The organism is Lysinibacillus sp. FSL M8-0216 (assembly GCF_038595555.1).
In the GTDB taxonomy this organism is placed as follows: Bacteria; Bacillota; Bacilli; order Bacillales_A; family Planococcaceae; genus Lysinibacillus; species Lysinibacillus fusiformis.
The window spans coordinates 3,393,383-3,418,377 of record NZ_CP152007.1; the positions used below are offsets into that span (position 1 = coordinate 3,393,383).

The following is a 24,995-nucleotide window of genomic DNA, read 5'->3' on the forward strand; positions in this document are numbered from 1 at the left end:
CTATCCACTACACAGCAAAAAAGCCCACTCTAGTAAAGAGTAGACTTTTCATAAATGCCTTTTGAAGCGGCTATTAATGCTTCTATTGCTTCCATCCTGCCTTCATGTAAGGCTGTCACAACGGCACTTCCAACGATGACCCCATCTCCCAACATTCCCATACTTTTCACTTGCTCTGGCGTTGAAATGCCAAATCCCGCTAGTACTGGGATTGGACTTGCCTGACGCAAGCTTGCAAAATGTTGTTCTAAATTAGTAGCAAAATTGGATCGTTCCCCTGTAATTCCATTTACAGTGACTGCGTAAACAAATCCTTGGCTTGCAGCAGCAATACGAGTAATGCGTTCAGGAGGACTTGTTAATGATATAAGCTGGATGACATCAATGCTATGTGGATTTAAGGCCTCTCGTAAAATCCCACTTTCCTCTAATGGCACATCGGGTACGATTATTCCTTTGACTCCTCCAGCTACACAAGCTTGAGCAAAAGCCTCCAAGCCATATGCTAATACGGGATTAAAATAAGTCATGATGACTAATGGGACAGTTATTTCCTCTTTAAATGAAGCGAGAGCTTGTAATACTTTCCTCAACGTTACACCCGCTACTAATGCTCGTTCTCCAGCCCGTTCAATTGTTGGACCATCTGCAACAGGGTCTGTAAAGGGAATGCCTACTTCAATAGCTGTTACACCCAGCTGCTGTAGCTTTAAGATCGTTGGCTTGACTGTTTCTAATCCCCCATCGCCTGCCATCATATACGGTATAAAAGCCTTATGTCCTGCAAGCTTTGTCTGGTCAATCGCCTGTTGTAAAGTCGTCATTTCAGATCCCCCCCTAGTGCCGCACGAACCGTGTGTACATCTTTATCCCCTCGGCCAGATAAGCACACCACAATAATGCTGTCATTCGGCATAGTTTTAGCAAGCTTTGCTGTATAAGCAATAGCGTGGGAACTTTCCAGTGCGGGAAGTATGCCCTCTGTTCGACTTAATAATTGTAAGCCTTCTAATGCTTCAGCATCTGTGATAGAGTCAAATTGCGCTCGACCCATCTCATGTAAATAACAATGTTCCGGCCCTTTTCCTGGATAGTCTAATCCTGCTGAAATAGAGTGTGCTTCTTGAACAAAGCCATTTTCATCTTGTAATAAATACATGTAAGCACCATGTAATACACCCAATTGTCCACCTGCAATGGCTGCAGCATGCCGCCCCGTTTCAAGACCACTTCCTGCTGCCTCTACACCATATAAGGCAACTGATTCATCGTCAACGAATGGATGAAACATGCCAATTGCATTACTACCTCCACCAATACAAGCTACAACTGCATCTGGTAAACGACCTTCCTTTTGCAAAATTTGTGTCCTTGTTTCTACCCCGATAATACGCTGAAAGTCCCGGACAATTTTTGGAAATGGGTGTGGGCCTAACGCAGAGCCTAAAATATAATGCGTATCCTCCACATTTGTTACCCAGTAGCGCAAAGCAGCATTTACAGCATCCTTTAAAGTTTTTGACCCGCTTTCCACCGACTGAACCTTCGTTCCAAGTAGCTCCATACGAAAAACATTTAACTGCTGACGTTTGATGTCTTCAGCGCCCATAAAAACTACACATTCAAGATTTAATAAGGCACAAGCGGTAGCCGTTGCTACTCCATGTTGCCCAGCTCCTGTCTCCGCAACAATTTTCTTTTTCCCCATTCGTTTGGCAAGGAGGGCCTGGCCGATCGCGTTATTAATTTTATGAGCACCTGTATGATTTAAATCTTCACGCTTTAAATAGATTTTCGCTCCACCAAGCTTCTTTGTTAAATTTTCTGCGAAATAAAGCGGGGTTTCACGTCCCACATAGTCCTTTAAATAATAGGATAGCTCCTCTGTAAACGCTGCATCTTTTATCGCTTCCTCATAAGCAGTCTCTAATTCTAGCAAGGCTGTCATTAATGTTTCAGGTACAAACCGCCCACCAAATTGGCCGAACCGCCCATCCTTTGTTGGTACACTATTGGCTATCGAAACTGTCATTATCTATGCCCCCTCTTTGCCATTTGTAAAAATGTCCGTATTTTTTTATGATCCTTTATGCCATTTGTTTCTACACCACTGGATACATCCACCATGTGAGGGTCTACATCTGTAATGGCTCCTTCAATATTCTCCGCCTTCAATCCACCAGCAAGTATTAATCTTTCTCGTGGAATTCCCACTTCATCAAGTAAATTCCAGTCAAAAGTTCGACCACTTCCACCCTTAAAATCAGTCCCAGGGGCATCGAATAAATAATAGTCCACCTGATAATTAGCAGCGGCTTGCACATCCTCTTTTGTCCGTATAGATAATGCTTTTATAGCCGGATAACCTTGTTCAGCAATGAATGCTGCTGTTTCCTCTCCATGGTATTGCACGTAATCTAAAGGCACTCGCTCAACCGCTTCCTGTAATTCAGCAGGAGTTGGATTGACAAAGACACCAATTTTCAAAATACCTTGTGGCACTTGCTTTGCTAACAGCTGTGCTTGTTCAATGGATACACGACGTTTACTTGGTGCAAAAACAAAGCCCACAGCATCTGCACCAGCATGAATTGCTGTTTGGATATGTTCTAATTTTTGTAATCCACAAATTTTAACCTTTGTCATACTGACGTCTCCTCGGTTTGAACTTGTAAACGTCTGAGTGCTAGCCCTACATCTCCGCTCCGCATTAATGCTTCTCCAACAAGAACGCCACTAGCGCCCATAGCCGCCACTTGTTTCGCATCGTCCTGCGACCAAATACCACTTTCACTAATTAATAGATGTTCCTCATCAAACGGAAAGGCTTCTGCAATCTCCTTTGTTCGCTGTAAATTGACTTCAAAAGTGCGTAAATCTCGATTATTAACGCCAATCAATTTCGCATCGACTGCAAGGGCACGTTCGAGCTCCTCACTATCATGCACTTCCACTAAAACCTCTAAGCCTAAGCTCGTTGCGTAGCTATATAAATCACGTAAAGCTTCATCCGTTAATGCTGCCACGATCAATAAAATTATTGATGCGCCTGCTGCCTTCGCAAATCGAATTTGCACTCGATCCACCATAAAATCTTTACAAAGAAGTGGCGTATCCACAGTACGAGCAACTGCAGCTAAATCTTCAAAGGAACCTTTAAAAAATTCCTTGTCCGTTAATACAGAAATAGCTGCTGCTCCTGCCTGAGCATAAACTTTTGCTTGGGCAACTGGGTCTGCCCCACCAGCAATTAACCCTTTGGAAGGTGAAGCACGTTTCATTTCAGCAATCACTTGCAATGTGTTTGCTTGCCGTAATGATTGGAATAACGAAGGGCGTTGCTGTTCTGAAAAATTCGCTAAAGGATCAGGCTGCTCTAATAATGCTCCTACCTCTATCCTCTTTTGCTGAAGTATTTTTTGAAGAATATTCATTGTCCAACCTTCACTCCTTTTAATTGCTCACTATAAGCTACAACCCTTGCTAATTTTTGTAGGGCTCGCCCACTGCTAATACTGTCTTTCGCCATAGCCACACCCTCTTTAATCGTTTCTGCCTGACCATAACCGAATAATCCAATTCCGGCATTTAACAATACCGTATTTAAGTAGGCACTCTGCTCCCCAGCCAATAATTTTTTCATTATTACCGCATTTTCATCAGCATTGCCACCACGAATGGCCTCTAATGGTGCCGAGCGAAGACCGACATCCTCTGCGGTCAATGAGAATGGAATCAAATCTCCTTTATCTAGTAAAACCAATGTATTTTGCCCTGCTAAGGAAGCTTCGTCTAGCCCTTGAGGACCTGATACTACAATGGCACGCTCCCGTCCTAGCATTTGTAGAACAGAAGCATACTCCATGACAAAATGGGGACGATTAATGCCTGTAAATTGTGTTGAAAGGGTTACAGGATTTGTTAAAGGGCCAACTAGATTAAAGATGGTTGGTCGACCTAGTGCACGTCGCACCTCCCCAATCCTTCTTAGTTTAGGATGGATATTCGGTGCATATAAAAAAGCAATGCCTTCTTTCTCCAATAAATCTACCGTTTGTGGAATTGTCATATCTGTATGAATGCCTAATGCCTCTAAAACGTCCGAGCTGCCAGAGGAAGACGAAATTTTACGATTTCCATGCTTGGCGATTTTAACACCAGCTCCCGCTAGCACGAATGCAGAGGCAGTACTGATATTAAATGTATGAAGACCATCACCACCAGTACCGCAATTATCCATGTAATCCCCTTCTTTTACCGGGACATCACGGGCAAATGACCGCATAGTTGTTGCTAATGCCGCTACTTCATGAGCCGTCTCCCCCTTTATAGATAGGGCTGTTAAAAAGCTTGCGATTTCATCTTTAGGGGTGTCATCCTGAAATATCCATTGCGCCACCTCCAGCATTTCTTCATACATTAAATGCTCTCCTTGCAACACTTTCCGCTGTAAATGCTTCATTCGTTTTGCCCTCCATTATTCGCCAATAACTGTAAATATACTCGTTCTTCCTCTTCCACCTGCTGTAAAACTCTTAATACGTCCGTATATTTTGTAACCGCAATGGTCGATTGCAAATGCATCATTGTCTGTTTCACCACAATGGATTGCCCAGCTAAAGCAAAATCCAACTGCCCATTAAAATCAATGAAGCCGAGAGCTCCGCCAAAAATACCCGCATTATGATGCCATTTTTCCAAATAATAGGTTTCCTGTTCCTTAGGTATCCCTGTAGTTGAATATGGTGGTAGCATTGCTGCTAATACATCAAGGGCATGAAGCATTGGCAACAGACGTCCCTCTATTCTAGAAGTCATGTGTAAAGCTTGCTTCGATCTCTCAATACGCATAGCATCAATCACCTGAAGGGAATCCCGAAAACAAACTGACTGTAGCTCTTTCTGCACTGCGCTCACAAGGAGGGCATGTGATTTTCTAATCTCTAGATGATTACATAGTTTTCGTTCATTTTCTAAGTCGTCGCTTTTCGTTCCTCCTCGTGGGTATGTTCCCTCTGTCGGGGTTGCAATTACTCGTTCTCCTGTCACTCGTATTAGACTTTCAGGAGATGTTCCTAAAACTACATAATCTTCAAATTCTACATAATACATATAGGCAGCTGGCTTTTTTTTACGGAGCTGTCTATATAACGAAAAAGCGTCTCCTTGAAACTTTGCCATATAGCGCTTCGGTAATACGACTCTTGTCATTTCCCCTTGTAAATTACGTTGAATGTTTTGTAGAGCATTTGTAAATTGATCCTGTGTAGAAGTATCAAGCGTTTGATAGATGTAAGTTGCTTCTTCACTTGCATGCCCCTGTAACAACTGTTGGGCTAAATCCTCCAAGTCAGGCTCTTGTTTTTCCACATCTATATTTGTATGAATCAGTGTCACTTCATCCGTTACATGGTCAAACATAATGATTGTTTCATAGACATGAAAATGAACATCTGGGAGATCCTTTTCATCGGTTGGCAGCATCGATGTTCCTCCATGACCTATATAACCAACGGCACCACCAGAGAACGGAAATTCAGTCGTATGGGAAATGCGTGGCATGAGTCTTTTCAGTAGAGCAAAGAGCTCACCTTTATGGACATAGGTTTTTCCTGTTTGATAGGAATACTCCTGAATTTCTTGCCCGACACCTTTATATGTTTTTCTTGGATTCGCACCGATAAAGGAAAACCTTCCCGCACCCTCATGCTGGGCTGAACTTTCCAGCAGAAATTTATGCTTACCTTGTAAACGTCTAAAAATTAAAATCGGTGTTAAAGAATCGCCATTGATGGTTTTCATTTTTGTTCTTGAACTCATTGTTTGCATAGCTTTCAATCTCCTTCTCCAAAGATTTCCTTTAGCTAATGTCTAGTCGAATGAAGAAAAATTGCACTGTTGAATGAAAATAAAAAAATCCCCTGCAAAAAGGATTATTCCTAATTGCAGAGGACGATCATGACCGCGTTGCCACCTCATATTAGAGCATATTGCTCTCACTTTAATGCCTGCTCCTGCTACGTCCATAGCTAATCAGTTAGATAGCTATAGCCATATATCGTTCAAGCATTCCCTATAACGTGGGGATTCACGTTCGCTTTTTTAAAGGCGACTCTCATAAGTCCATTCACATAAGCTACAAATCAGTTCTCACCAGCCACTGACTCTCTATATTGCACACCTATGCTACTACTCTTATTCAACAATTTCTCAGCTATTCTCATCTAAACTCAGCTCATCTGTTCTTAGGCTGACCACGCTCCCGTAGCCTTCTACCTTGACCGAACAAAAAGTTAGCCTTAATTCTATGACAAACAAATACAATTGTCAATCAATTTTGAAGAACCAAGTGGTTGACATGGATTTCAGAAGCTTTTTATATAGGTATATAACCCTTTTGAAATTCCTTAAAAAGGAAATACCACTCCTGCTATTGAAAATTTTCTGAGTATTGACCTTGTAAAAATATCAAGCTATAGTAATTTCAGAACATTTATTTTTTCTATATAACAAAAGAAGGTAGGAACGTCTATGTCCGTTCGTAAAAAACTAAATCTGGGCTTCATTTCATTAACATGTTTACTCTTCATTTCAAGCATTGTGAGCTTTCTTCAATTTAAAGCTACGCAAAATGATCTAGAAGAAGTGCTGCAACATCGTATAGTTCAAATGCAATTAACAGTGAAAATTCAGCAAGAACTCGCATCGCAAGGTTTATTTTTACGTTCCTATATTTTAAATCAAAATGATGAGACAGCTAAAGCTAATTTAGAGCGCTATGAAAAGCTATTACCAGAATCGGTGAATGAACTTTCTACGCTTGTTCGTTCTGATTACACAAAAAATATCATGCAGCAAATCACAGCACTACAAAAAGATTTACTTACTCATTCCGAAGAGGCGGTCCAAGCCTTCAATAATGGGAATGTAGATTTAGCACTCTCTTACATAAATAATGATGTGACAAAAGATAATAAGGAAATCTTCCAATTGACGAAGGAAATGTTAGAGTATCATAATGAACAGCTTCAAAAGGTTGATGCTGAAGTTAATCAAACGGTTGCACGAGCAATTATTATTTCCATCACGCTACTATTGGCTAGTGTCGTTATTGGCGTATACTTTATGTTTTTTGTTAAAAGATCGATTGTCCAGCCATTGCGTCAGGCTATTGGAGCGGCTGATACATTAGCACAAGGAGATTTAACGATTGATGAGCTGACTCACCAATCAAAAGATGAAATTGGTACACTAGCCGTGGCTGTCAATACGTTAAAGCACAATCTAACAGGATTAATGTCAAACATCCAAGATAGTGCCTCCCACCTATCAGCTGTCTCTGAAGAGCTATCTGCTAGCACGGAGGAAGTGACGGCGACTTCTGATGATATTGCCCAACGAATTCAAGAAAACTCAACACATATCGTTTCATCCGCTAGTGCTTCACAGCAAAGTGCTGTAGCAATGGATGAAACAGCAGCCGGTGTCCAACGCATTGCAGAAGCGACACAAAGCCTTCATTCCAATGCAGAAAGTATGACTGAGCTCGCACAAACAGGAGGAACAACTATTTCCATAGCGAAAGAACAAATGTCTATCATTTCTGTGGCTACCTCTGAAATTGCTACATTAACCGAAAAGTTAAGTAAACAATCAGAAGAAATTGGACAAATTACAACCGTTATCACAGCCATTTCAGAGCAAACAAATTTACTGGCATTAAATGCGGCAATTGAAGCGGCAAGAGCTGGGGAACACGGTAAGGGCTTTGCAGTAGTAGCTGATGAAGTACGTAAACTTGCTGAGGAATCTAATCAGTCTGCCAATCAAATAGTTGCCATTACAAAAGAAATTCTGACAGATACACGCAATGTTGCAGTTGCCGTCGATCATGGACTAGCGTCTGTAAAAGATGGCGTAAATAAAATTCACGAGGCAGGGGATGCTTTCTACTCCATCACATCAGCCGTGACTGCATTTACTGAGCAAATTGAAGAAATATCTGCTACATCTGAGGAAATTTCCGCCAGTGCTGAACAGGTTGCAGCCTCTGTCACGGAAATAGCTAGTGTATCAAATCAATCAGCCAGCAATTCACAAATAATTGGTGAGTCTGTTGATGAACAAGTCGCAACAATGCAGCAAGTGAACGCGGTCGCTGAGGAGTTAAGTCAACATGCCCAGCAGCTACAAACATTACTTCAACAATTTAAAATATAAGAAAGAAAATCTGCTGCTTTTTAGAAAGCCAGCAGATTTTTTTGCATCATAAAAGCAGGGTATAGAAAACAATTTGTTTTCTACCCCTGCCCATTTAAATTATACAGTAGGTTCGTCTGTACCCCATTGTTTTTTCTCTTTCTTGTGTAGCTGCCCATCTGATTTTTTCATTTCACGAATTTTTAATGAATACCAGATTTGAGCTGCGATACAGATGGAAGAATACATACCTGTAATTAAACCAATCAATAACGCGATCGAGAAGTTTTGAATAGATGGTGCACCAAAAATTAATAAAGCTATAACAACAATAATAACTGTTAGGACTGTATTAACAGAACGTCCCATTGTTTGGCGTAATGATTTATTTACAATGTTCGCCAATACTTCACGGTCATTAATTGTATCATAACGATCTAAGTTTTCACGCATACGGTCAAAGGTAACAATCGTATCATTAATGGAGTAACCAACAATGGTTAACACAGCCGCAATAAATGTAATATCTACCTCTAAACGCATGAAGCTAAAGACGGCAACGATTAAGAATACATCATGCAATAATGAAACAATTGCACCGATGCCCATGCGCCATTCAAAACGAATTGCTACATAAATGATGATTCCTAGTGCTGAAAGTGCCAATGCTTTAATAGCATTTTTCACCAATTCCTTACCAACTGTTGGCGATACCGTACTTACAGTAGGTTTATGACCATATTTATCAGTTGTTTCTTTTTGGAATTTTAAAATATCTGCTTGTGATAAATCGGATTTATAACGTACAACTGCAGATGTACTCTTTTCTCCTGAAAGGACAATATCCTCCGAAGGGAAACCAATGCTATCAACGAATTTTGCTACTTCTTCTTGTGTTAACGTTTGTTCTGCTTCAATTTGAATACGTGTACCACTAGAGAAATCAATACCAAGGTTTAGACGGAAAATACCCATAACCACTATCCCAGCCACTAAAATGGCTAAAGAGAATGTATAAAATTTCTTACGGTTGTGAACAAAATCGAAACGATCAAATTTCGTTGATAAATCTAATGTGCCAATGTTTTCATCTAAACTATGTTGTTTTGATTTGGCAATACCATACCATGCTGGATTATTGAAATAGCCACTGTTAACAAGGACTCCTAATAGAACGCGAGAACCCCAAACTGCTGTTAAGAAGCTCAATAAAATACTAATAATTAATGTAGTTGCGAATCCTTTGACAGAGCTTGTCCCGAAGTAAAATAGAATGCCCGCTGCTAATAGAGTCGTCAACTGTGCATCGACAATCGCTGATAAAGATTGTTTAGACCCAATTTGGAACGCCTGTTTAGCAGAATACCCTACTCGAAGCTCTTCTCGTATACGTTCTGCTGCTAGAATGTTGGCGTCCACAGCCATCCCTATACCGAGTACAATAGCAGCAATACCCGGAAGCGTTAATACGGCGTTTATCCAATCAAATACAACCAAGACTAAGAAAGTGAATACAACAAGTGTAATGATGGAAATAAAGCCTGGTAAACGATAGTAAAATAACATGAATAAGAAAATAATTACTACGCCGACAATACCTGCAAAAATGGTACTTTTCAGTGCTTCATCACCAAACTGAGCACCAACAGAAGTGGAGTAAATTTCATCAAGCTTAACAGGTAGTGCCCCTGCATTTAAAATTCCTGATAAATTTTTTGTTTCATCAACAGAGAAATTACCACTTATCATAACGTCTGTAGTATTTAACGTTTGACTAACTGTTGCTGCTGATGAATAGCGAGGCTTCGCTTTTTGTGATTCCGCTTTATAGGAATCAACACCCTCTTCAAAGTCTAACCATACAACTAATAAATTTTGTCCTACAGGTTTCGCAGCAATTTTACTTGTTACATCTGCAAATTTTTTCGCATCTTTTAATTTTAAAGATACGATTGGGCGATTTTGCTGGTCAAAGGAAGCACTAGCTCCATTTTCCGCTAAATCATTCCCATCTAATAATAAATTATCATCCACATCACGGAATGTTAAATTCGCAGAAGTAGATAGTAACTTACGTGCAGATTCCTGATCTTCAACACCAGCTAATTGCACACGGATACGGTTTTCTCCCTCAACCTGAATGCTTGGTTCACTAACACCAATCGCATTGACACGGTTACCAAGGGCTGTTGCCGTAGCAGCCACAACTTCCGGCGTGATTTTTTGTCCTTCTTTTAATTCATTTACCTCGTAAAGAACCTCAAACCCGCCTTGTAAGTCAAGACCAAGCTTAATGTCCTTTAAGACGCCGTTTACAGTCGTACTAATTCCTGCTACCAAAAGCACAAGAATTAATAGGAATGCAACTATACGACTTTTTAGTTTCATTGAAAATCCTCCTCGAAATGGTGTAAGGGTTGTCCTTACACGCCAAACAAGTAACTAGCAATACCTTTTGAAACGATTAATCCTCCTTTTTCTTAGAATCATGTTACCTGTGTCTCAAAAAGGTAGCTTCACTTATTTCATTCGTTCATAACGCGCAAGTTTATCTTTGTATTATTAGGTACTAACCTTCCTAATGCAAGTAACATCGCATGGGCGGTTTATGTAAGTAAACAGTTTTTCAAAATAAAAAAAGCGCAACACACTTATTATGAAACAGGTTGCGCTTGGTGTCAATTCAACACATATAGGTTTCTTTGAATTCTTGCAAAATTTGACACATCGTCATTTATGTTCTGACTGGACCAAGCAGTAATTGTAATTCTTCTGTATTCAGTTCTTCAAACCAATTATCACTTTGTAAAAACTCTACTTGATTAAATGAGACGATATCAGATGGTGATACCGAGAATATGGTCGCAATCACCTCATATAAGCGTAGTTGATCTACTTTCTTTTTCCGCCATTTTTTTTCAACACAGTACCGCCAAAGCTCTTCTGCCGTTATAGCATCATAATGAAAATACTTGAACTCTGCTATCTTACTATCAATTGCAGGACGAATTTTTTCAAATAGTTGCTCATATTGCATACTCATTTTGAATCATCTCCAATCAAAGTCGTAACGTAAGACATGCTTGCATACAAATAGTGTAAATGAATTTTTGCGGCTTGAGAAGGGACGGATGGCATGAGTTCTTTTGTACGGGGTACTTTATTTTTAATGTTTGTCATTTTTTTATCTAAACTTTTTGGCTTCTTTTATAGAATGCAATTTATGCGAATTGCTGGTGAAGAGGCAGTCGGCATTTATATGACCGTCTATCCAGCTTTTATTTTCTTCATCTCACTCATTCAACTTGGACTACCTATTGCTGTAGCTAAAATTGTGGCAGAATTACTAGCAAAAAATAAACGCGAAAGCATATTTGGCGTCATGCGTACTGCTATTCTTTGGTCATTTATTGGCATGATCGTTTTTATGCCACTCGTTGCACTTACTATACCATATATTTCTACGACACTCTTACATAATGAACATACAACTTTCACCTTATGGATTGCACTCTTTGCCGTACCAGTATCAGTAGGATCTGGTTTATTACGCGCTTATTTACAGGGAATCGCTAAAATTACACCGACCGCCTGGTCACAAATGATTGAACAAGTGGTGCGTATTAGCTTTATTACACTAATGCTTCCATATGTGGCTAACTATAATAATGCTGCTGTGACGGCAGCTGCTGCAATGGGTATTACGCTTGCTGCAGAGGTAGTAGCATTTCTCTATTTATGGCTGCACTATATAATTTCAAAAAAGAAACTAATTCCGCGCAAAACAAAAATCGAAGGGTATCCTTCATCGCCAATGCTCCGTATAGCACTACCTTCCGCAGGCAGTAAGCTTTTTGGTTCTTTCACTTGGTTTTTAGAACCAATCATCTTTTTGAAAGCTTTAACAGTGGCAGGATTAACGGCATCTGCAGCTACCATTCTATACGGTGTCATCTCAGGTGTGTTAGTGCCATTACTGCTATTTCCTGCGTTTGTGTCAACAGCTTTATCGATTGTTCTTATTCCAGCGGTCAGTGATGCCGTCGCTCGTCAGCACACTTCTTTGCTACAGGAGCGGATTTCGGTTTCCTTACGATTATCTTCTTTAGTGGGCTGTTTTGCCGCTACATATTTCTTTGTACATGGTGATGAATTGGCTATGAAGCTTTTCCATTTAGAAGAAAATCGTGGTTACGTAAAAATTTTAGCCCCCATTTTTTATTTTTATTATATTCAAAGCCCTTTACACTCCATCCTTCAGGCAATTGGAGAAGCTCGGGCTGCGATGATGAACTCTATCTATGGTGGCCTAGGAAAATTATTTGTTATGTTTGTACTTGCCTCTCAGCCCGGTATTCAAGAAAAAGGGGCTGTGGTAGCTATTGGCTTTGGCGTTTTAATGACGTCTTTCTTGCATATAGCAACTGTTAGACAACGGAAAAACTTACGAGCAGGCTTTAGAATGTTTGTCGTACCTTATAGTTGCTTTATTGCCGTTTGTATCGCCCAGTACTTCCTTATGCCATTACTATCACTACCATTTATTTTAAATAGCTGTGTCACATTATTTTTACTATTTACGAGTTTATTATTTACCAATCAATTACGTATAACGGATTTCCGCTATATCCGTAAATTAGCAAAGAAAGTTTAGCTTTCTTTTAATTGGATATACAGTCGCTCGTCTTCCCAAATACAAAAAAACACTGTCTCACTATCTGTAATATTATTTTTAGCTAGTTCATTCTTCAACCATTCCACATCTTTATGCATCGTTAATAAATGTCTTTCTTGAATATCTCCGTCAATAATCAATGGATAAACAAATGGTTTTTCATCTTTTTTGTAAACGGAAAGATTGCCCGAAGGTTCTAAATAGGCAAATGCAACATCGGAGACAGAGGCGATACCACTTTCTCGTAATTGCTGACATAAATCATCTAAATTATAACGGTGTTTCCGCATTTCACTCTCTAAAATCACACCGTCTTTTACTAGTAATGCTGGATCACCGTCAACTAGGTCGCGGATTCCCTTGAATTTCAACGATAAATAAGCACTTAATATTTGTATACAAAGCAAAATAATAATGGGTAGAATAGCATTAAAAAGAGGATTTTTATAATCATCTAATGCAAAGGCAGCCACTTCTGCAATTAAAACAAATACAACTAAATCGATGACAGATAGCTCACCCACTTCTCGTTTACCCATCAATCGAAAGACGATGATAATAAACACATATAAAAAACAGGTTCTAAAAATAATATGGAAATATTCTTCCATTAGCATACACCCCCATACTATCAAGGTGACCTTATTTTTGTTTTTTATACAGAATGATGGTGTCATATTGCTGAAAAATGATTTTATTCAAGGAATAGTCTTTAGTTGTTCGTACAAAATATAAAGAACGACATACTTTAAACTATAAACAGCAAATAAGGTGAGAAAATGATTAGGAAAATTATTGCTTTCGTTGTTGTTTATATCGTTCTGTTCACGTATCCATTCCTTACTTATGGATACGAAGAACAGACTATACCCGTTCTTATGTACCACCATTTAGCGGACAATATAAACAATAATACGGTTATTTCACCCACTAATTTTGATAAACAGATGAGAGCACTTAAGGAAGAAGGGTATCATGCGATTTCGGTCAAAGAATTACACGATTACTTAACAAGCCAAATCAAATTACCTGAAAAGCCTGTATTGATTACTTTTGATGATGGCTATCTCAGCAATTACGAAATGGCTTATCCGATTTTGAAAAAATATGACCTACATGCAGAAATCTTTGTTATTGCAAGCCGAATAGTCGATACAAGTAAGGGTATTGCCTATCCACATGAAATTGCTAAAATGAATTGGGAACAATTAAAAGAAATGCAAGATTATATAACGATCCAAAGCCATACTTGGGACTCGCATTATAAATTACCTTCAAAATATGGCAGACAAAATGGGGCCATTTACGGTCCAAGCTATTTGAATGGACAATTAGAAAGTCAAGAGCAGTACGAAGCAAGGGTCAAAGATGATTTTATTCACTCCAGAAACATAATTAAAGAAAAATTAGGCTATGAGCCCATCGCCATTAGCTATCCATATGGTATTCAATCTGCCGCCACCATTAAATTAGCACAGGAGGCTGGTTTTAAAATGGGCTTTGTCATTCAAAATAAATATGTTAAAAAGGGTGATGGATTATTTGCACTGAGTAGAATCATTGTAAATGGCAATGATTCAGGTGCCGACTTAATTCATAAAATAAATACACTGAAATAAGAAGCAGTAGGAAGTTATCCATTCTGCTTCAACATCATAAGAAAAGGCTTACAATATAGCTATTGCCTATTGTAAGCCTTTTTCCTTTTAATGATTACATGTCCTTCTCAACTCGGCCGATTGCTTGTCGGTCAAATTTCACACGTACATTATCAGCGATCTTTAATGTTACTGAAGTGTCCTCAATTGCATCAATGACACCATGCATGCCACCGATTGTAATGACTTTATCTCCACGTTGCAAACTACCTTGCATATTTTGTGTTTCCTGCTGTCTTTTTTTAGCTGGACGGATTAAGATAAACCACATAGCAACGAACATTAATAATATTGGTGCTAAGCCTAATAATTGATCCATAATACTTCTTGCCCCCTTTCCAAATCTCACTTTTTTAGTATAGACTATTCCACCATTAAAAAGCGATGGACAAGCCCAAAAATTTTCTCATTTACTAATATTTTTTCTATGATTGACAATATTTTGCTAGAAATATTCACTTTTTACAAAGTTTTGAATGATATTGCCATACTATGGCTATTCATTTAGGACATTAGAGGATTTCTAATGCCCTTTTTTATGAAAAACTCGTCCACTTTATTATCCTTACAAAAGTAATTGGTTAAAAGTTTTTCGCATCTGGTCCATTAAAGCCATATTTCTCGAAAAACTCTTCTCGGAAATCACCAAGACGATCTTGACGAATTGCCTCACGTACTTGTTCCATTAGCTTTAATAGGAAATGTAAATTATGATAAGACGTTAAACGAATACCGAATGTCTCTTCTGTGCGAATCAAGTGACGAATATAAGCACGTGAATAGTTTTTACATGTATAGCAATCACAGTTCGGATCAATTGGCCCAAAATCACGAGCATATTTTGCATTCTTAACGACTAAACGACCTTCTGATGTCATCAGTGTACCATTACGCGCAATACGTGTTGGCAGAACACAGTCAAACATATCAACACCACGAATGGCACCATCGATTAATGAATCTGGTGAACCCACTCCCATTAAATATCGAGGTTTATTTGCTGGCATTAACGGTGTTGTGAACTCAAGAACACGGTTCATAATATCTTTCGGTTCTCCAACAGATAATCCGCCTATAGCGTAGCCTGGGAAATCTAACTCGACTAATGCTTCTGCAGAACGACGGCGTAGATCCTCGTATTCACCGCCTTGAATAATTCCGAATAACCCTTGTTCTTCCGGACGATTATGAGCTTCTTTGCATCTTTTTGCCCAACGTGTTGTACGATCTACTGATTGCAGCATATATTCATGTGTTGCAGGATACGGTGGACATTCATCGAAGGCCATCATGATATCCGAGCCTAAGTCATTTTGAATTTCCATCGCTTTTTCTGGACTTAGGAATAATTTATCCCCATTAAGATGATTACGGAAATGAACGCCTTCCTCTTCAATTTTACGGAACTGACTTAGCGAGAATACTTGGAAACCGCCTGAATCTGTTAAAATTGGTCGATCCCAGTTCATAAATTTATGCAGTCCGCCTGCTTCCTTGACGATATCATTGCCTGGACGAAGCCATAAATGATACGTGTTAGATAAGATAATACCGGCATTCATTTCTTTTAATTCCTCAGGAGACATTGTTTTAACCGTTGCTTGTGTCCCAACTGGCATAAATGCTGGCGTTTCAAAAGAGCCATGTGGTGTATGCACGATACCAAGACGTGCTCCTGTTTGTTTACATGTATGAAGTAATTCATAGCGAATTGCTGGTTGTGTCATAAAAATAAAAACCCTCTCTGATCTGAAGTAAAAACAGTACTCCGATTATTTCTTTTTTATTCTTTTGGTCGAATAAACATAGCATCACCAAAACTAAAGAAGCGATATTTTTCTTCTACAGCTTGCTGATAGGCACTTAAAATAGTTTCTCTAGTGGCTAGCGTACTCACTAGCATAACAAGTGTTGACTTTGGCAAATGGAAGTTTGTAATTAAACCATCCACCACAGAAAACGTATAGCCTGGATAGATGAAAATAGATGTCCAACCTTGCTCTGGTCGTACCTCACCACCATATTTAGAGCCAATTGTCTCTAATGTACGTGTGGAGGTTGTCCCAACAGCTATTACCTTACCGCCATTACGCTTTACACGATTAATCGTGTCTGCCGCTTCGTCCGTCACACTATAAAATTCGGCATGCATTTCATGGTTTTCAATGGAATCCACACTAACAGGACGGAATGTACCAAGTCCGACATGAAGAGTAATAAAGACAACCTCTACCCCTTTTGCCTTTACTTGTTCTAATAATTCTTCTGTAAAATGTAGACCCGCCGTTGGAGCAGCAGCTGAGCCACGTTCTTTCGCATAGACCGTTTGATAGCGATCTTTGTCTTCTAATTTTTCTCGAATATAAGGCGGTAATGGCATTTCACCAAGCTGCTCTAATATTTCATAAAAGATTCCATCGTAATGAAATTCAAATGTTCGTCCACCATGGTCAAGCTCACCTGTACAAGTAGCTGTCAGCAACCCATCTCCAAATGTGATAACTGTTCCTACTTTTACGCGTTTTGCTGGTTTTACAAGGGTTTCCCACTCGTCTGAACCTGCCAATTGCTTCAGTAATAATACCTCAATATGGGCGCCTGTCTCCTCTTTTACACCCATTAAGCGAGCCGGTAAGACCCTTGTATCATTTAACACAAGACAATCTCCCGCACGTAGCTCATCTAAGACATGTGCAAAATGGTGATGCTCAACTTCAATTGAGCCAGGTGTCACAACCATTAATCGACTAGCTGTACGATCTACTAATGGTGTTTGGGCAATAAGCTCCTCTGGTAATTCAAAATCAAAATCTTCTACACGCATGAAAAAAACTTCCTTCTTTATGTTTGTTGGGGATACTCATATCCAAAATGTTCGTAGGCTAAATGTGTCGCCACTCTTCCTCGTGGTGTGCGTTGAATAAGCCCAATTTGCATGAGATAGGGTTCATATACATCTTCTATCGTCACCCGTTCCTCACCAATTGATGCCGCAAGCGTATCTAAGCCTACAGGACCTCCTCGAAAGCGCTCAATCATGTTCGTGACAAGTTTATGGTCAATATGATCAAGCCCTCTTGGATCCACTTGTAACAGCTCTAAAGCTTGCTTTGCAAGACCCTCCGTTATCATACCATCTCCAAGCACCTGTGCATAATCACGTACTCGTTTCAATAGGCGATTGGCAATTCGAGGTGTACCACGAGAACGTCTCGCCATCTCCATTGCTGCTATTTGCTCAATTTCTACCTCAAATAAATGGGCACTGCGAGCAACAATTTCAGCAAGAGAAATATCATCATAGTACTCTAAGCGTAATAATACACCAAAGCGATCTCTCAGAGGGGCTGATAAGGCGCCAGCTCTTGTGGTAGCACCTACAAGGGTAAAGGGAGGTAAGTCAAGTCGTACAGAACGTGCTTCAGGACCTTTTCCCACCACAATATCTAAACAGAAGTCCTCCATTGCTGGATATAACACTTCTTCAATAGCACGAGGTAGTCGATGAATCTCATCAATAAATAAAACATCGCCAGGCTCTAGTGAGCTTAAAATCGCAGCTAAATCTCCTGGACGTTCAATTGCAGGACCACTTGTCATGCGCACATTGACACTCATCTCATTTGCTATAACAGCAGCCAATGTCGTTTTACCAAGCCCTGGTGGTCCATATAACAACACATGATCTAAACTTTCCTGCCGAAGTTTTGCTGCCTCAATGAAAATTTGTAAATTTTCCTTTACTTTATGCTGCCCTATGTATTGGGCTAACCTTTGTGGGCGTAAAGATAATTCAAACTGTTCATCATAGCCACTTGCCTCACTAGCCATCATACGTTCAGACATGCCTCTTCCCTCCTTTCCTTATTTTAATTTTAATAATAGTTGTAACGCTTGTTTCATAAAGGCATCTGTCGTTTCAAGCTTGTCGTTATCCTCAAGCTGCGGGCGAATTTTTTCGAGCTCCTTTTCAGAATAACCAAGTGCCATTAAAGCAAGTATCGCTTCTTCTAATTCGTGTTTATAAGCATTAACGCCAAACAATGGCAGTTCATCTTCTGTACTCGGCAGTTCAATTGTCTCTAATAAAGAGCCTAGCTTCCCTTTTAAATCTAATATCATCTGACGTGCGGTTTTTTTACCTACTCCAGGGAACTTCACTAAAAACGCTTCATCTTCCCGTTCAATCGCACTGATAACCTGCTGTGGGTTGCCAGTCGCTAAAATAGCTAGTGCCCCCTTTGGACCTATTCCAGATACTAAAATTAACTTACGAAACAGCTCACGTTGATCTAGATTCGGGAAACCGTAAAGCATTTGTGCGTCCTCTCGTACATGTAAATGAACATAAATTTGTTGTTCAAGCGCTGATGTTCGAAATGCAAACGGATTGGGTGTATTCAATTGCCAGCCAATCCCCTGTTGTTCTAGCACAATATATTCTGGTGTAATACGAGTAATTAGTCCTTTTAAATAATCATACATCTATATTCCCTCACAATCATCGTCTTCGATTATAGCATATAGCGAACGAATGCTCGACAGAAAGTAGTATCCAAAACGCTGTTCAAGACAAAAATGACCGCCAAATGACGGTCATTTCTTCACAAATCTATCAATATCGTACCACAGTTTTGGCCAATAGGTGAGGGCTCGTTTAGTAAATGGTACTAAATAATCTAAAAATACTAGTTGCTGATCAAGTGGCAAATCCACAGCAAAAAGCCATTCTCGCAACAGTTCATTCGGATATTTTAAACGATGAAGCTTTCTTTTATCAAGTCGTTTCAGCTCTGGTAACTCCGCAAAGACTTTAGCTAAATCATAATCGACTGCAGGTAGTACCCGATGCAACCATAAAATATATTCGTCATCGGCTTCTCCAAGATGCGCCAAATCAAAATCAATTAAACGCAATTGTCCGTCCGTGCACCATAAAAAATTATGATGTACAACATCCCCGTGCAATAGTGTAATTTCTTTTTCAGCTACATCCTCTAGGGCAATTAACTGCAGCGATTTATCACTATAATGCAAAATTTGGTCGATTTCTTCTTTCGTTAAGAAAGCCCGAAACTCATTTCTTCTGCTTTTAAAACGCATATGACGCATTTGCCATTTTAAAAGTTGTGAATAGGTATGCAAGCCAGGCAAGCGTTGCCAAGCGATTTTTTTATATGTGTCATGTAAAGCTATTAGTAGTTGAAGAGATTCCTTCCGATCCTTTTTATGAGCAAAATTGGCACCATGGCTTCCTTCTTGCCATTCTTGCACTATGAGCTGCTCATCATCACTCCGGACTAATGGTAGGATAAGGTTAGGTTCAATTCGACCTAGCTGGCGATGAATTGTTCTTACCTTCTCTGCAATCTCTAGTTGTTTTGCTCGTTTGACAAAATAAGTATTCGATCGATATCTATATTTCCAAATATTTGATTTTACCTCTTCGACAATATACGCTTTTTCACCATCGATAAGGCGTCATCCCGCCTGGGAAATAATGCGGTGACATCCAAGGTCCTACTGATGACGGGCACGGCGGTGGACAATGCGTTGGGCATGGTGGTGGTGGACAATGACATGGATCCATTTGCCATGCAGGCATTGGCATCGGCATCGGTTGTGATTGACAGCCACAAGGTTGTGCATCACAGCCACATGATTTGCCCATGCTCATTTCAGGCATCATATTAAATTGTGGCTGCATTTGTTGATTAGGCGTGTGGAAAAATGGTGATGTGGACTCCAAGAAGTCTTCCATCCCGCCCACTTTATTTTCTGGCATCTCAAAGGACATCGGCTGCTGCGGCATCATATACTGCTCGGCCTGTGGCTGCATTGGCATTGGCCACCACATTTGATGATGATAAATTGGTTGATGGCAGCTTGAGCAATGTGGTACAGCAGGCATATGTGGCATGATATGCATTGGCGGTGGTGCTGGCTGTGGCATTGGATGTGGCATTGGCTTCGCTACAGGTGGTGGTGGCGGTGGCGCTGGTTGTATTTGTACTGGTGGTGGTGTTGTGACTGTTTGCTCTATTTGTGGCATGACTAATTGTTGGTGCCAATTCATTTCTACAGGCTGTGGAACCCACATCGGTTGTTGTGGCATCTGCATTGGCATAGGCATTGGTATAGGTATTGGAATCATTTGTGGCTCTGGCATTGGCATTGGAGCTGGCGGTACAATTGGTGGTGGTGGAGGCATTGGCCTCTGTACCTCTTTTTTCGGAACTTCCTTAGGTGTCTCCTTATGCATTTGTGATTCCTTTTTTGGCATTTCTTTATGTGACTCTCTATGTGGCTCTTTGTTTATTTTTTCAGGCAAAATAATTTCCATGCCCGGGACAATATAATCTGGGTTGGCAAGATGGACATTGAGCCGCTTCAAATCTTCAAACGAAATGCCGTACTCTTTCGCAATCTTCCACAATGTGTCTCCCTTTTGAACAATATGAATACGCAATTTTTTCCTCCCTTCCTCTCTACGTATCATATGTTCAATGTTCCATTTGGATACAAAAATTTCAACAAGTTAGAAATGCTTCATGGTACACTAACCTATAGGGAATACTGTTTCCATTATTACGGGCAGAGGTGATCTCTTATGAAAAAAATGTTAGGCGAGGAACGCCGACTGCAGCTATTAGCGCAATTACAAAAAAGTAAAGCACCTATAACAGGGACAGACTTAGCTAAATTCGCCAATGTTTCTAGGCAAGTTATTGTCAATGATATGACTTTATTGAAGGCGAGAAACGAACCTATTATCGCTACGAGTCAGGGTTATCTTTATATGCATCAGGAGCAATTACAGCAAACTGTTGAACGCACATTACCATGCATACACACATCTGAGCAAACAGAAGATGAGCTAATGACGATTGTAGATTGTGGGGGAACCGTCAAAAATGTTATGGTTGAACATCCTATTTATGGCGAACTAACGGCCTCTATCATGGTGTCAAACCGTCATGAGGTAAAACAATTTATTGAACGAGTTAATGCCACTCAGGCTAATTATTTATCTGCACTAACAGGAGGCATTCATCTTCATGTCATTACAGCCCCCTCTGTGGAAGTATTAACATTAATTGAACAAGCCTTACACAAAAAGGGCTATTTGGTGACAGACCAATAAAAAAAGCACAGTATTTTCTCATACTGTGCTTTATTATTTCATTCGATGATGACTCGTTCCACTCCCCCAATCTATTAGGAGAGAAATCGTTGTCTTTGTGAGGGGGTAGGTAAAAGGCATTCCTTTTTGGTGCCAAATAAACGATAGCGGTGCTTCGCAAACCGTCTATATAACAAATTGCGAATAATTGGGGGTACCAGAATGAACAGATAATAGCAAGGCCAAACCTTCTCCAAATTTTTGGCTATTTTTAAAGCTGCCGTCGACTCAACATATACTTTCCCATCTTCAATGAGGATCACACTATCTATTTTTTCGGATATATTAAACTGTCGGAGTAATGCTTGACCGACATCACTTTGTAATGACGCAAATTGAAAATAACCTGCTTGATCATGTTTGATAATAAATTGAACGGTGCTATCACAAAAGTTACAGATACCATCAAATAAAATGATCCCACGCATTATATTTCCCCCTTAGAGCTATTATGCTTCGTCAGATGTAAGATACGTAAAGTATGTACCTAATGACTTTACTTTGCAACCTAGTGCAGCAAGTTCTTCCATTGCACCGCGCATCATTGGTACTTTTTCATCCGCTAGCACATCTATCATGAAGAAATAATCACCTAGTCCTGTCTTTAATGGACGCGATTCGATTTTACTTAAATTCAGTTGACGCCATGCAAAGACAGAAAGCACTTGATGTAATGCCCCTGAACGGTCAGTTGGCAATGTAATCATTAAAGTTGTTTTCGCTTGCCCCTCGGATAATTCTTGTGGCAAACGTTGATTTTTCTTAGACAGAACAAAGAAACGAGTATGGTTAAAATGGAAATCATGGATATCGGACTCTACTATTTCAAGGCCATATTTTTCTGCGGCAGCTGCATTTCCAACCGCTGCTATACATTGCTCTGGGTTTTCGGATACATATTTAGCGGCAGCTGCTGTTGAAGTTGTTTGTTGAAGGGGCACATGACTGAAACGATAAAATAAATATTTATGGCATTGCGCTAGAGCATGTGGATGGGAATAGACCCCTTCGATAGACTGCCAATTATCCATTTGCGCTTTATTGACCATTAAATGCTGCTGTATTTTCAGTAATAATTCACCTGTTACATATAGTGATGCTTCATGGAATAAGTAATCAAGTGTAAGCGTAACTGAACCTTCTAAGGCATTTTCTAATGGTACAACGGCTAAATCTACCTTTCCCTCTGCTACTGCCTCAATACATTCAGGAATCGTTGCACAAGGTACAAGCCACTCATTTGGAAAAGTAGCCTTTGTTGCTAAGTATGTAAATGATGCTTCCGGTCCTAAATATGCGATTCGATTTTCCCATTGTTGCTTTGTCATTGCAAAAACCTCCTTTATGTAATAAGGAGCAGTCCCTAGCGATTGATGTATCACTGAGGGACAGCTCCTTATTTGAGCTTTGGTATCGTATTATTACTCCAGTGCTTCAAGAGCATATGGATTATTAAACACGATAATTGTCATTTTTGTCAAAAATTAAAGGATCGAACACCTTACTATGATTATAAAGCACCAGAACTAATGACTTCCGCTGACTCAACAAAATCTAACCGTTTTAATTGCTGAATTAGGTCATCAAGATCACATGTCATACTTGTTACATCTAGTGATAATGTAACATTGGCACGCCCCTGAATAGGGATTGTTTGATGAATCGTCAATACGTTACAATGTGTAATTGTCACAGTTTCTAGAAGCTTAGCAAGTGTTCCTTTTCTATCTTGAAGCTGTAAAAAGACTGTTAAAATGCGTTCCTGCACGATTGAATGAAAAGGAAAAACCGCATCACGATATTTGTAAAACGCACTTCGCGATAAATCCACCTGCTTTACCGCATCCCATATGGAAGATACTGAACCACTTGATAATAAGTGTTTCGCCTCCAAAGTTTTTTGCATTGCATCCGTTAAAACATCCTCACGAACTAAATAATATCGCTGATTCGCAACATTCTTCATACGCTTCCCCCTAAAACTCATGTCTTAATCGACAAATTCAAATTCAAACTCTTGTAGGCGAACTGTATCGCCATCCTGTGCTCCACGTTCACGTAGAGCCTCGTCCACACCCATTGCACGCAATTGACGAGCAAAACGACGTATACCATCTTCACGGCTAAAGTCCGTCATTTTAAATAAGCGCTCAATAGCATAGCCACTAATAATAAATGTACCGTCATCGTCACGAGTGATTTCGAAATCTTCACCTTTTGCCTCATGCTTGTACATAACCGTTGCGTCTGATTGTTCCTCTACTTCATCATACAGTGGGAATTCAGACGTTACTTCTAATAGATCCGCAATAGCAAACAACAGCTCTTTTAACCCTTGACGTGAAACAGCAGAAATTGGGAAAATTTGAACGTCTTCTCCTACCTTTTGGCGGAATGCTGTTAAGTTTTCCTCTGCATCAGGCATATCCATTTTATTGGCCACAATAATTTGTGGACGCTCTGTTAAACGAAGATTATATTGTTTTAGCTCATCATTAATTGTTAAATAATCTTCATAAGGATCGCGACCTTCCATTCCTGACATATCAATCACATGGACGATAACGCGTGTACGTTCAATATGTCGTAAAAATTGGTGGCCTAATCCTACCCCTTCATGAGCTCCTTCAATTAGCCCTGGTAAATCTGCCATTGCAAAGCTTCGGTGATCATCCGTTTCAATCATGCCTAAATTCGGTACAATTGTCGTGAAATGATAAGCACCAATTTTTGGCTTAGCAGCAGAAACAACCGATAAAAGTGTTGATTTGCCAACACTTGGGAAACCAACTAACCCTACATCTGCTAAAACTTTTAACTCTAATATAACATTTAATTCTTGTCCTGGCTCACCTTTTTCAGAAAGTTCTGGCGCTGGGTTGGCAGGTGTAGCAAAGCGAGAATTCCCACGTCCACCACGTCCTGCTTTCGCAATAACGGCTCTTTGCCCATGCTCGACTAAGTCAGCAATAACGGCATTTGTTTCTTCATTCATAACCACTGTACCTGGTGGAACTTTAACAATTAAATCTTCCGCATTTTTACCGTGCATGCCTTTACTCATACCATGCTCGCCACGCGGTGCTTTAAAATGGCGTTTATAGCGGAAATCCATTAACGTACGTAAGCCTTCCTCTACTTCAAATACGACATTACCGCCATGTCCACCATCTCCACCAGCTGGACCACCGTTCGGTACATATTTTTCTCGACGAAAGGCAACCATGCCATCTCCGCCGTCGCCACCTTTAACATAAATCTTTACGTGATCGACAAACAT

At 39.9% G+C, this 24,995-nt stretch carries 24 protein-coding genes and 1 other annotated feature; of the genes, 4 read left to right on the forward strand and 20 right to left on the reverse strand.

All coding sequences use genetic code 11. The features are described from left to right. Window positions 1-29: 29 nt before the first annotated feature. From trpA to MKX57_RS16735, 6 genes are read right to left on the reverse strand one after another with little or no spacing between them, the layout of a single operon-like run. Window positions 30-824: a tryptophan synthase subunit alpha gene (gene trpA / locus MKX57_RS16710; RefSeq protein WP_090002906.1), complete on the reverse strand. Its 795-nt coding sequence runs from the start codon at window positions 822-824 to the stop codon at window positions 30-32. Beyond that, window positions 821-2,032 (reverse strand): tryptophan synthase subunit beta, encoded by a 1,212-nt coding sequence (trpB, locus tag MKX57_RS16715; RefSeq protein ID WP_008181105.1) that lies wholly within the window; start codon window positions 2,030-2,032, stop codon window positions 821-823. The genes trpA and trpB overlap by 4 nt, the downstream gene beginning before the upstream one ends. Next, window positions 2,032-2,646: a phosphoribosylanthranilate isomerase gene (locus MKX57_RS16720; protein ID WP_090002904.1), complete on the reverse strand. Its 615-nt coding sequence runs from the start codon at window positions 2,644-2,646 to the stop codon at window positions 2,032-2,034. Before MKX57_RS16720 ends, trpB begins: the two co-directional genes overlap by 1 nt. Beyond that, window positions 2,643-3,434 carry an indole-3-glycerol phosphate synthase TrpC gene (trpC, locus tag MKX57_RS16725; protein WP_008181109.1) on the reverse strand — a complete coding sequence of 264 codons (792 nt, stop codon included), beginning with the start codon at window positions 3,432-3,434 and terminating at the stop codon, window positions 2,643-2,645. The genes MKX57_RS16720 and trpC overlap by 4 nt, the downstream gene beginning before the upstream one ends. Beyond that, window positions 3,431-4,462 (reverse strand): anthranilate phosphoribosyltransferase, encoded by a 1,032-nt coding sequence (gene trpD, locus MKX57_RS16730; protein ID WP_090002903.1) that lies wholly within the window; start codon window positions 4,460-4,462, stop codon window positions 3,431-3,433. Before trpD ends, trpC begins: the two co-directional genes overlap by 4 nt. Then, window positions 4,459-5,829, reverse strand: a complete 1,371-nt coding sequence (locus MKX57_RS16735) for a chorismate-binding protein (RefSeq protein WP_342550428.1) — start codon at window positions 5,827-5,829, stop codon at window positions 4,459-4,461. The genes trpD and MKX57_RS16735 overlap by 4 nt, the downstream gene beginning before the upstream one ends. A 116-nt stretch (window positions 5,830-5,945) precedes the next feature. Beyond that, window positions 5,946-6,212 (reverse strand) — a binding site (T-box leader). Between the two features lie 319 nt (window positions 6,213-6,531). Between MKX57_RS16735 and MKX57_RS16740 the strand changes: the two genes are divergently transcribed. Then, window positions 6,532-8,220, forward strand: coding sequence for a HAMP domain-containing methyl-accepting chemotaxis protein (locus MKX57_RS16740; protein ID WP_342550429.1), 1,689 nt, complete (start codon window positions 6,532-6,534; stop codon window positions 8,218-8,220). A 99-nt stretch (window positions 8,221-8,319) separates the two neighbouring features. On the opposite strand, the gene secDF is transcribed toward MKX57_RS16740, so the two are convergent. Both secDF and MKX57_RS16750 read right to left on the reverse strand, forming a co-directional pair. Next, window positions 8,320-10,587, reverse strand: a complete 2,268-nt coding sequence (secDF, locus tag MKX57_RS16745) for a protein translocase subunit SecDF (protein ID WP_107922051.1) — start codon at window positions 10,585-10,587, stop codon at window positions 8,320-8,322. Between the two features lie 346 nt (window positions 10,588-10,933). Then, a complete protein-coding gene (locus tag MKX57_RS16750) occupies window positions 10,934-11,242 on the reverse strand; it encodes a post-transcriptional regulator (RefSeq protein ID WP_008181166.1) in 309 nt (102 codons plus the stop codon). Window positions 11,243-11,335: 93 nt separating this feature from the next. Here MKX57_RS16750 and MKX57_RS16755 point away from each other — a divergent pair, with 93 nt between their 5' ends. Next, a complete protein-coding gene (locus MKX57_RS16755) occupies window positions 11,336-12,853 on the forward strand; it encodes an oligosaccharide flippase family protein (protein WP_089986682.1) in 1,518 nt (505 codons plus the stop codon). Here MKX57_RS16755 and MKX57_RS16760 read toward each other — a convergent pair. Continuing rightward, a complete protein-coding gene (locus tag MKX57_RS16760) occupies window positions 12,850-13,485 on the reverse strand; it encodes a DUF421 domain-containing protein (protein WP_043990784.1) in 636 nt (211 codons plus the stop codon). The genes MKX57_RS16755 and MKX57_RS16760 overlap by 4 nt on opposite strands. A gap of 168 nt (window positions 13,486-13,653) precedes the next feature. Between MKX57_RS16760 and MKX57_RS16765 the strand changes: the two genes are divergently transcribed. Next, window positions 13,654-14,493 carry a polysaccharide deacetylase family protein gene (locus MKX57_RS16765; protein ID WP_089986683.1) on the forward strand — a complete coding sequence of 280 codons (840 nt, stop codon included), beginning with the start codon at window positions 13,654-13,656 and terminating at the stop codon, window positions 14,491-14,493. Between the two features lie 94 nt (window positions 14,494-14,587). Here the strand turns inward: MKX57_RS16765 and yajC are convergent, their stop codons facing one another. The 7 genes from yajC to MKX57_RS16800 form a co-directional block, all read right to left on the reverse strand. Continuing rightward, on the reverse strand, window positions 14,588-14,851 hold the full coding sequence (gene yajC, locus MKX57_RS16770; protein ID WP_008181179.1) for a preprotein translocase subunit YajC: 264 nt from the start codon (window positions 14,849-14,851) through the stop codon (window positions 14,588-14,590). 262 nt (window positions 14,852-15,113) lie between these two features. Continuing rightward, the gene (tgt, locus tag MKX57_RS16775) at window positions 15,114-16,259 is read right to left on the reverse strand and encodes a tRNA guanosine(34) transglycosylase Tgt (RefSeq protein WP_008181181.1); all 1,146 of its coding nucleotides are present in this window, start codon (window positions 16,257-16,259) and stop codon (window positions 15,114-15,116) included. Window positions 16,260-16,315: 56 nt separating this feature from the next. After that, window positions 16,316-17,356 carry a tRNA preQ1(34) S-adenosylmethionine ribosyltransferase-isomerase QueA gene (gene queA, locus MKX57_RS16780; RefSeq protein ID WP_008181183.1) on the reverse strand — a complete coding sequence of 347 codons (1,041 nt, stop codon included), beginning with the start codon at window positions 17,354-17,356 and terminating at the stop codon, window positions 16,316-16,318. Between the two features lie 17 nt (window positions 17,357-17,373). Then, the gene (ruvB, locus tag MKX57_RS16785; RefSeq protein WP_008181185.1) at window positions 17,374-18,378 is read right to left on the reverse strand and encodes a Holliday junction branch migration DNA helicase RuvB; all 1,005 of its coding nucleotides are present in this window, start codon (window positions 18,376-18,378) and stop codon (window positions 17,374-17,376) included. Window positions 18,379-18,396: 18 nt separating this feature from the next. Further along, window positions 18,397-19,017 (reverse strand): Holliday junction branch migration protein RuvA, encoded by a 621-nt coding sequence (gene ruvA / locus MKX57_RS16790; protein ID WP_008181187.1) that lies wholly within the window; start codon window positions 19,015-19,017, stop codon window positions 18,397-18,399. Between the two features lie 111 nt (window positions 19,018-19,128). Then, window positions 19,129-20,007 (reverse strand): phosphotransferase, encoded by an 879-nt coding sequence (locus MKX57_RS16795; RefSeq protein WP_321172016.1) that lies wholly within the window; start codon window positions 20,005-20,007, stop codon window positions 19,129-19,131. Next, the gene (locus MKX57_RS16800; RefSeq protein ID WP_342550430.1) at window positions 19,997-21,001 is read right to left on the reverse strand and encodes a LysM domain-containing protein; all 1,005 of its coding nucleotides are present in this window, start codon (window positions 20,999-21,001) and stop codon (window positions 19,997-19,999) included. Before MKX57_RS16800 ends, MKX57_RS16795 begins: the two co-directional genes overlap by 11 nt. A gap of 141 nt (window positions 21,002-21,142) precedes the next feature. Between MKX57_RS16800 and MKX57_RS16805 the strand changes: the two genes are divergently transcribed. Further along, on the forward strand, window positions 21,143-21,676 hold the full coding sequence (locus MKX57_RS16805; protein ID WP_089986686.1) for a transcription repressor NadR: 534 nt from the start codon (window positions 21,143-21,145) through the stop codon (window positions 21,674-21,676). Between the two features lie 74 nt (window positions 21,677-21,750). Here the strand turns inward: MKX57_RS16805 and MKX57_RS16810 are convergent, their stop codons facing one another. The 4 genes from MKX57_RS16810 to obgE form a co-directional block, all read right to left on the reverse strand. Beyond that, window positions 21,751-22,143, reverse strand: coding sequence for a thiol-disulfide oxidoreductase DCC family protein (locus tag MKX57_RS16810; protein WP_008181193.1), 393 nt, complete (start codon window positions 22,141-22,143; stop codon window positions 21,751-21,753). Window positions 22,144-22,164: 21 nt separating this feature from the next. Then, a complete protein-coding gene (gene pheA / locus MKX57_RS16815; RefSeq protein ID WP_089986687.1) occupies window positions 22,165-23,043 on the reverse strand; it encodes a prephenate dehydratase in 879 nt (292 codons plus the stop codon). Window positions 23,044-23,225: 182 nt separating this feature from the next. Further along, window positions 23,226-23,681: an ACT domain-containing protein gene (locus MKX57_RS16820; RefSeq protein ID WP_004226679.1), complete on the reverse strand. Its 456-nt coding sequence runs from the start codon at window positions 23,679-23,681 to the stop codon at window positions 23,226-23,228. Window positions 23,682-23,705: 24 nt separating this feature from the next. Continuing rightward, the gene (gene obgE / locus MKX57_RS16825) at window positions 23,706-24,995 is read right to left on the reverse strand and encodes a GTPase ObgE (RefSeq protein ID WP_090002897.1); all 1,290 of its coding nucleotides are present in this window, start codon (window positions 24,993-24,995) and stop codon (window positions 23,706-23,708) included.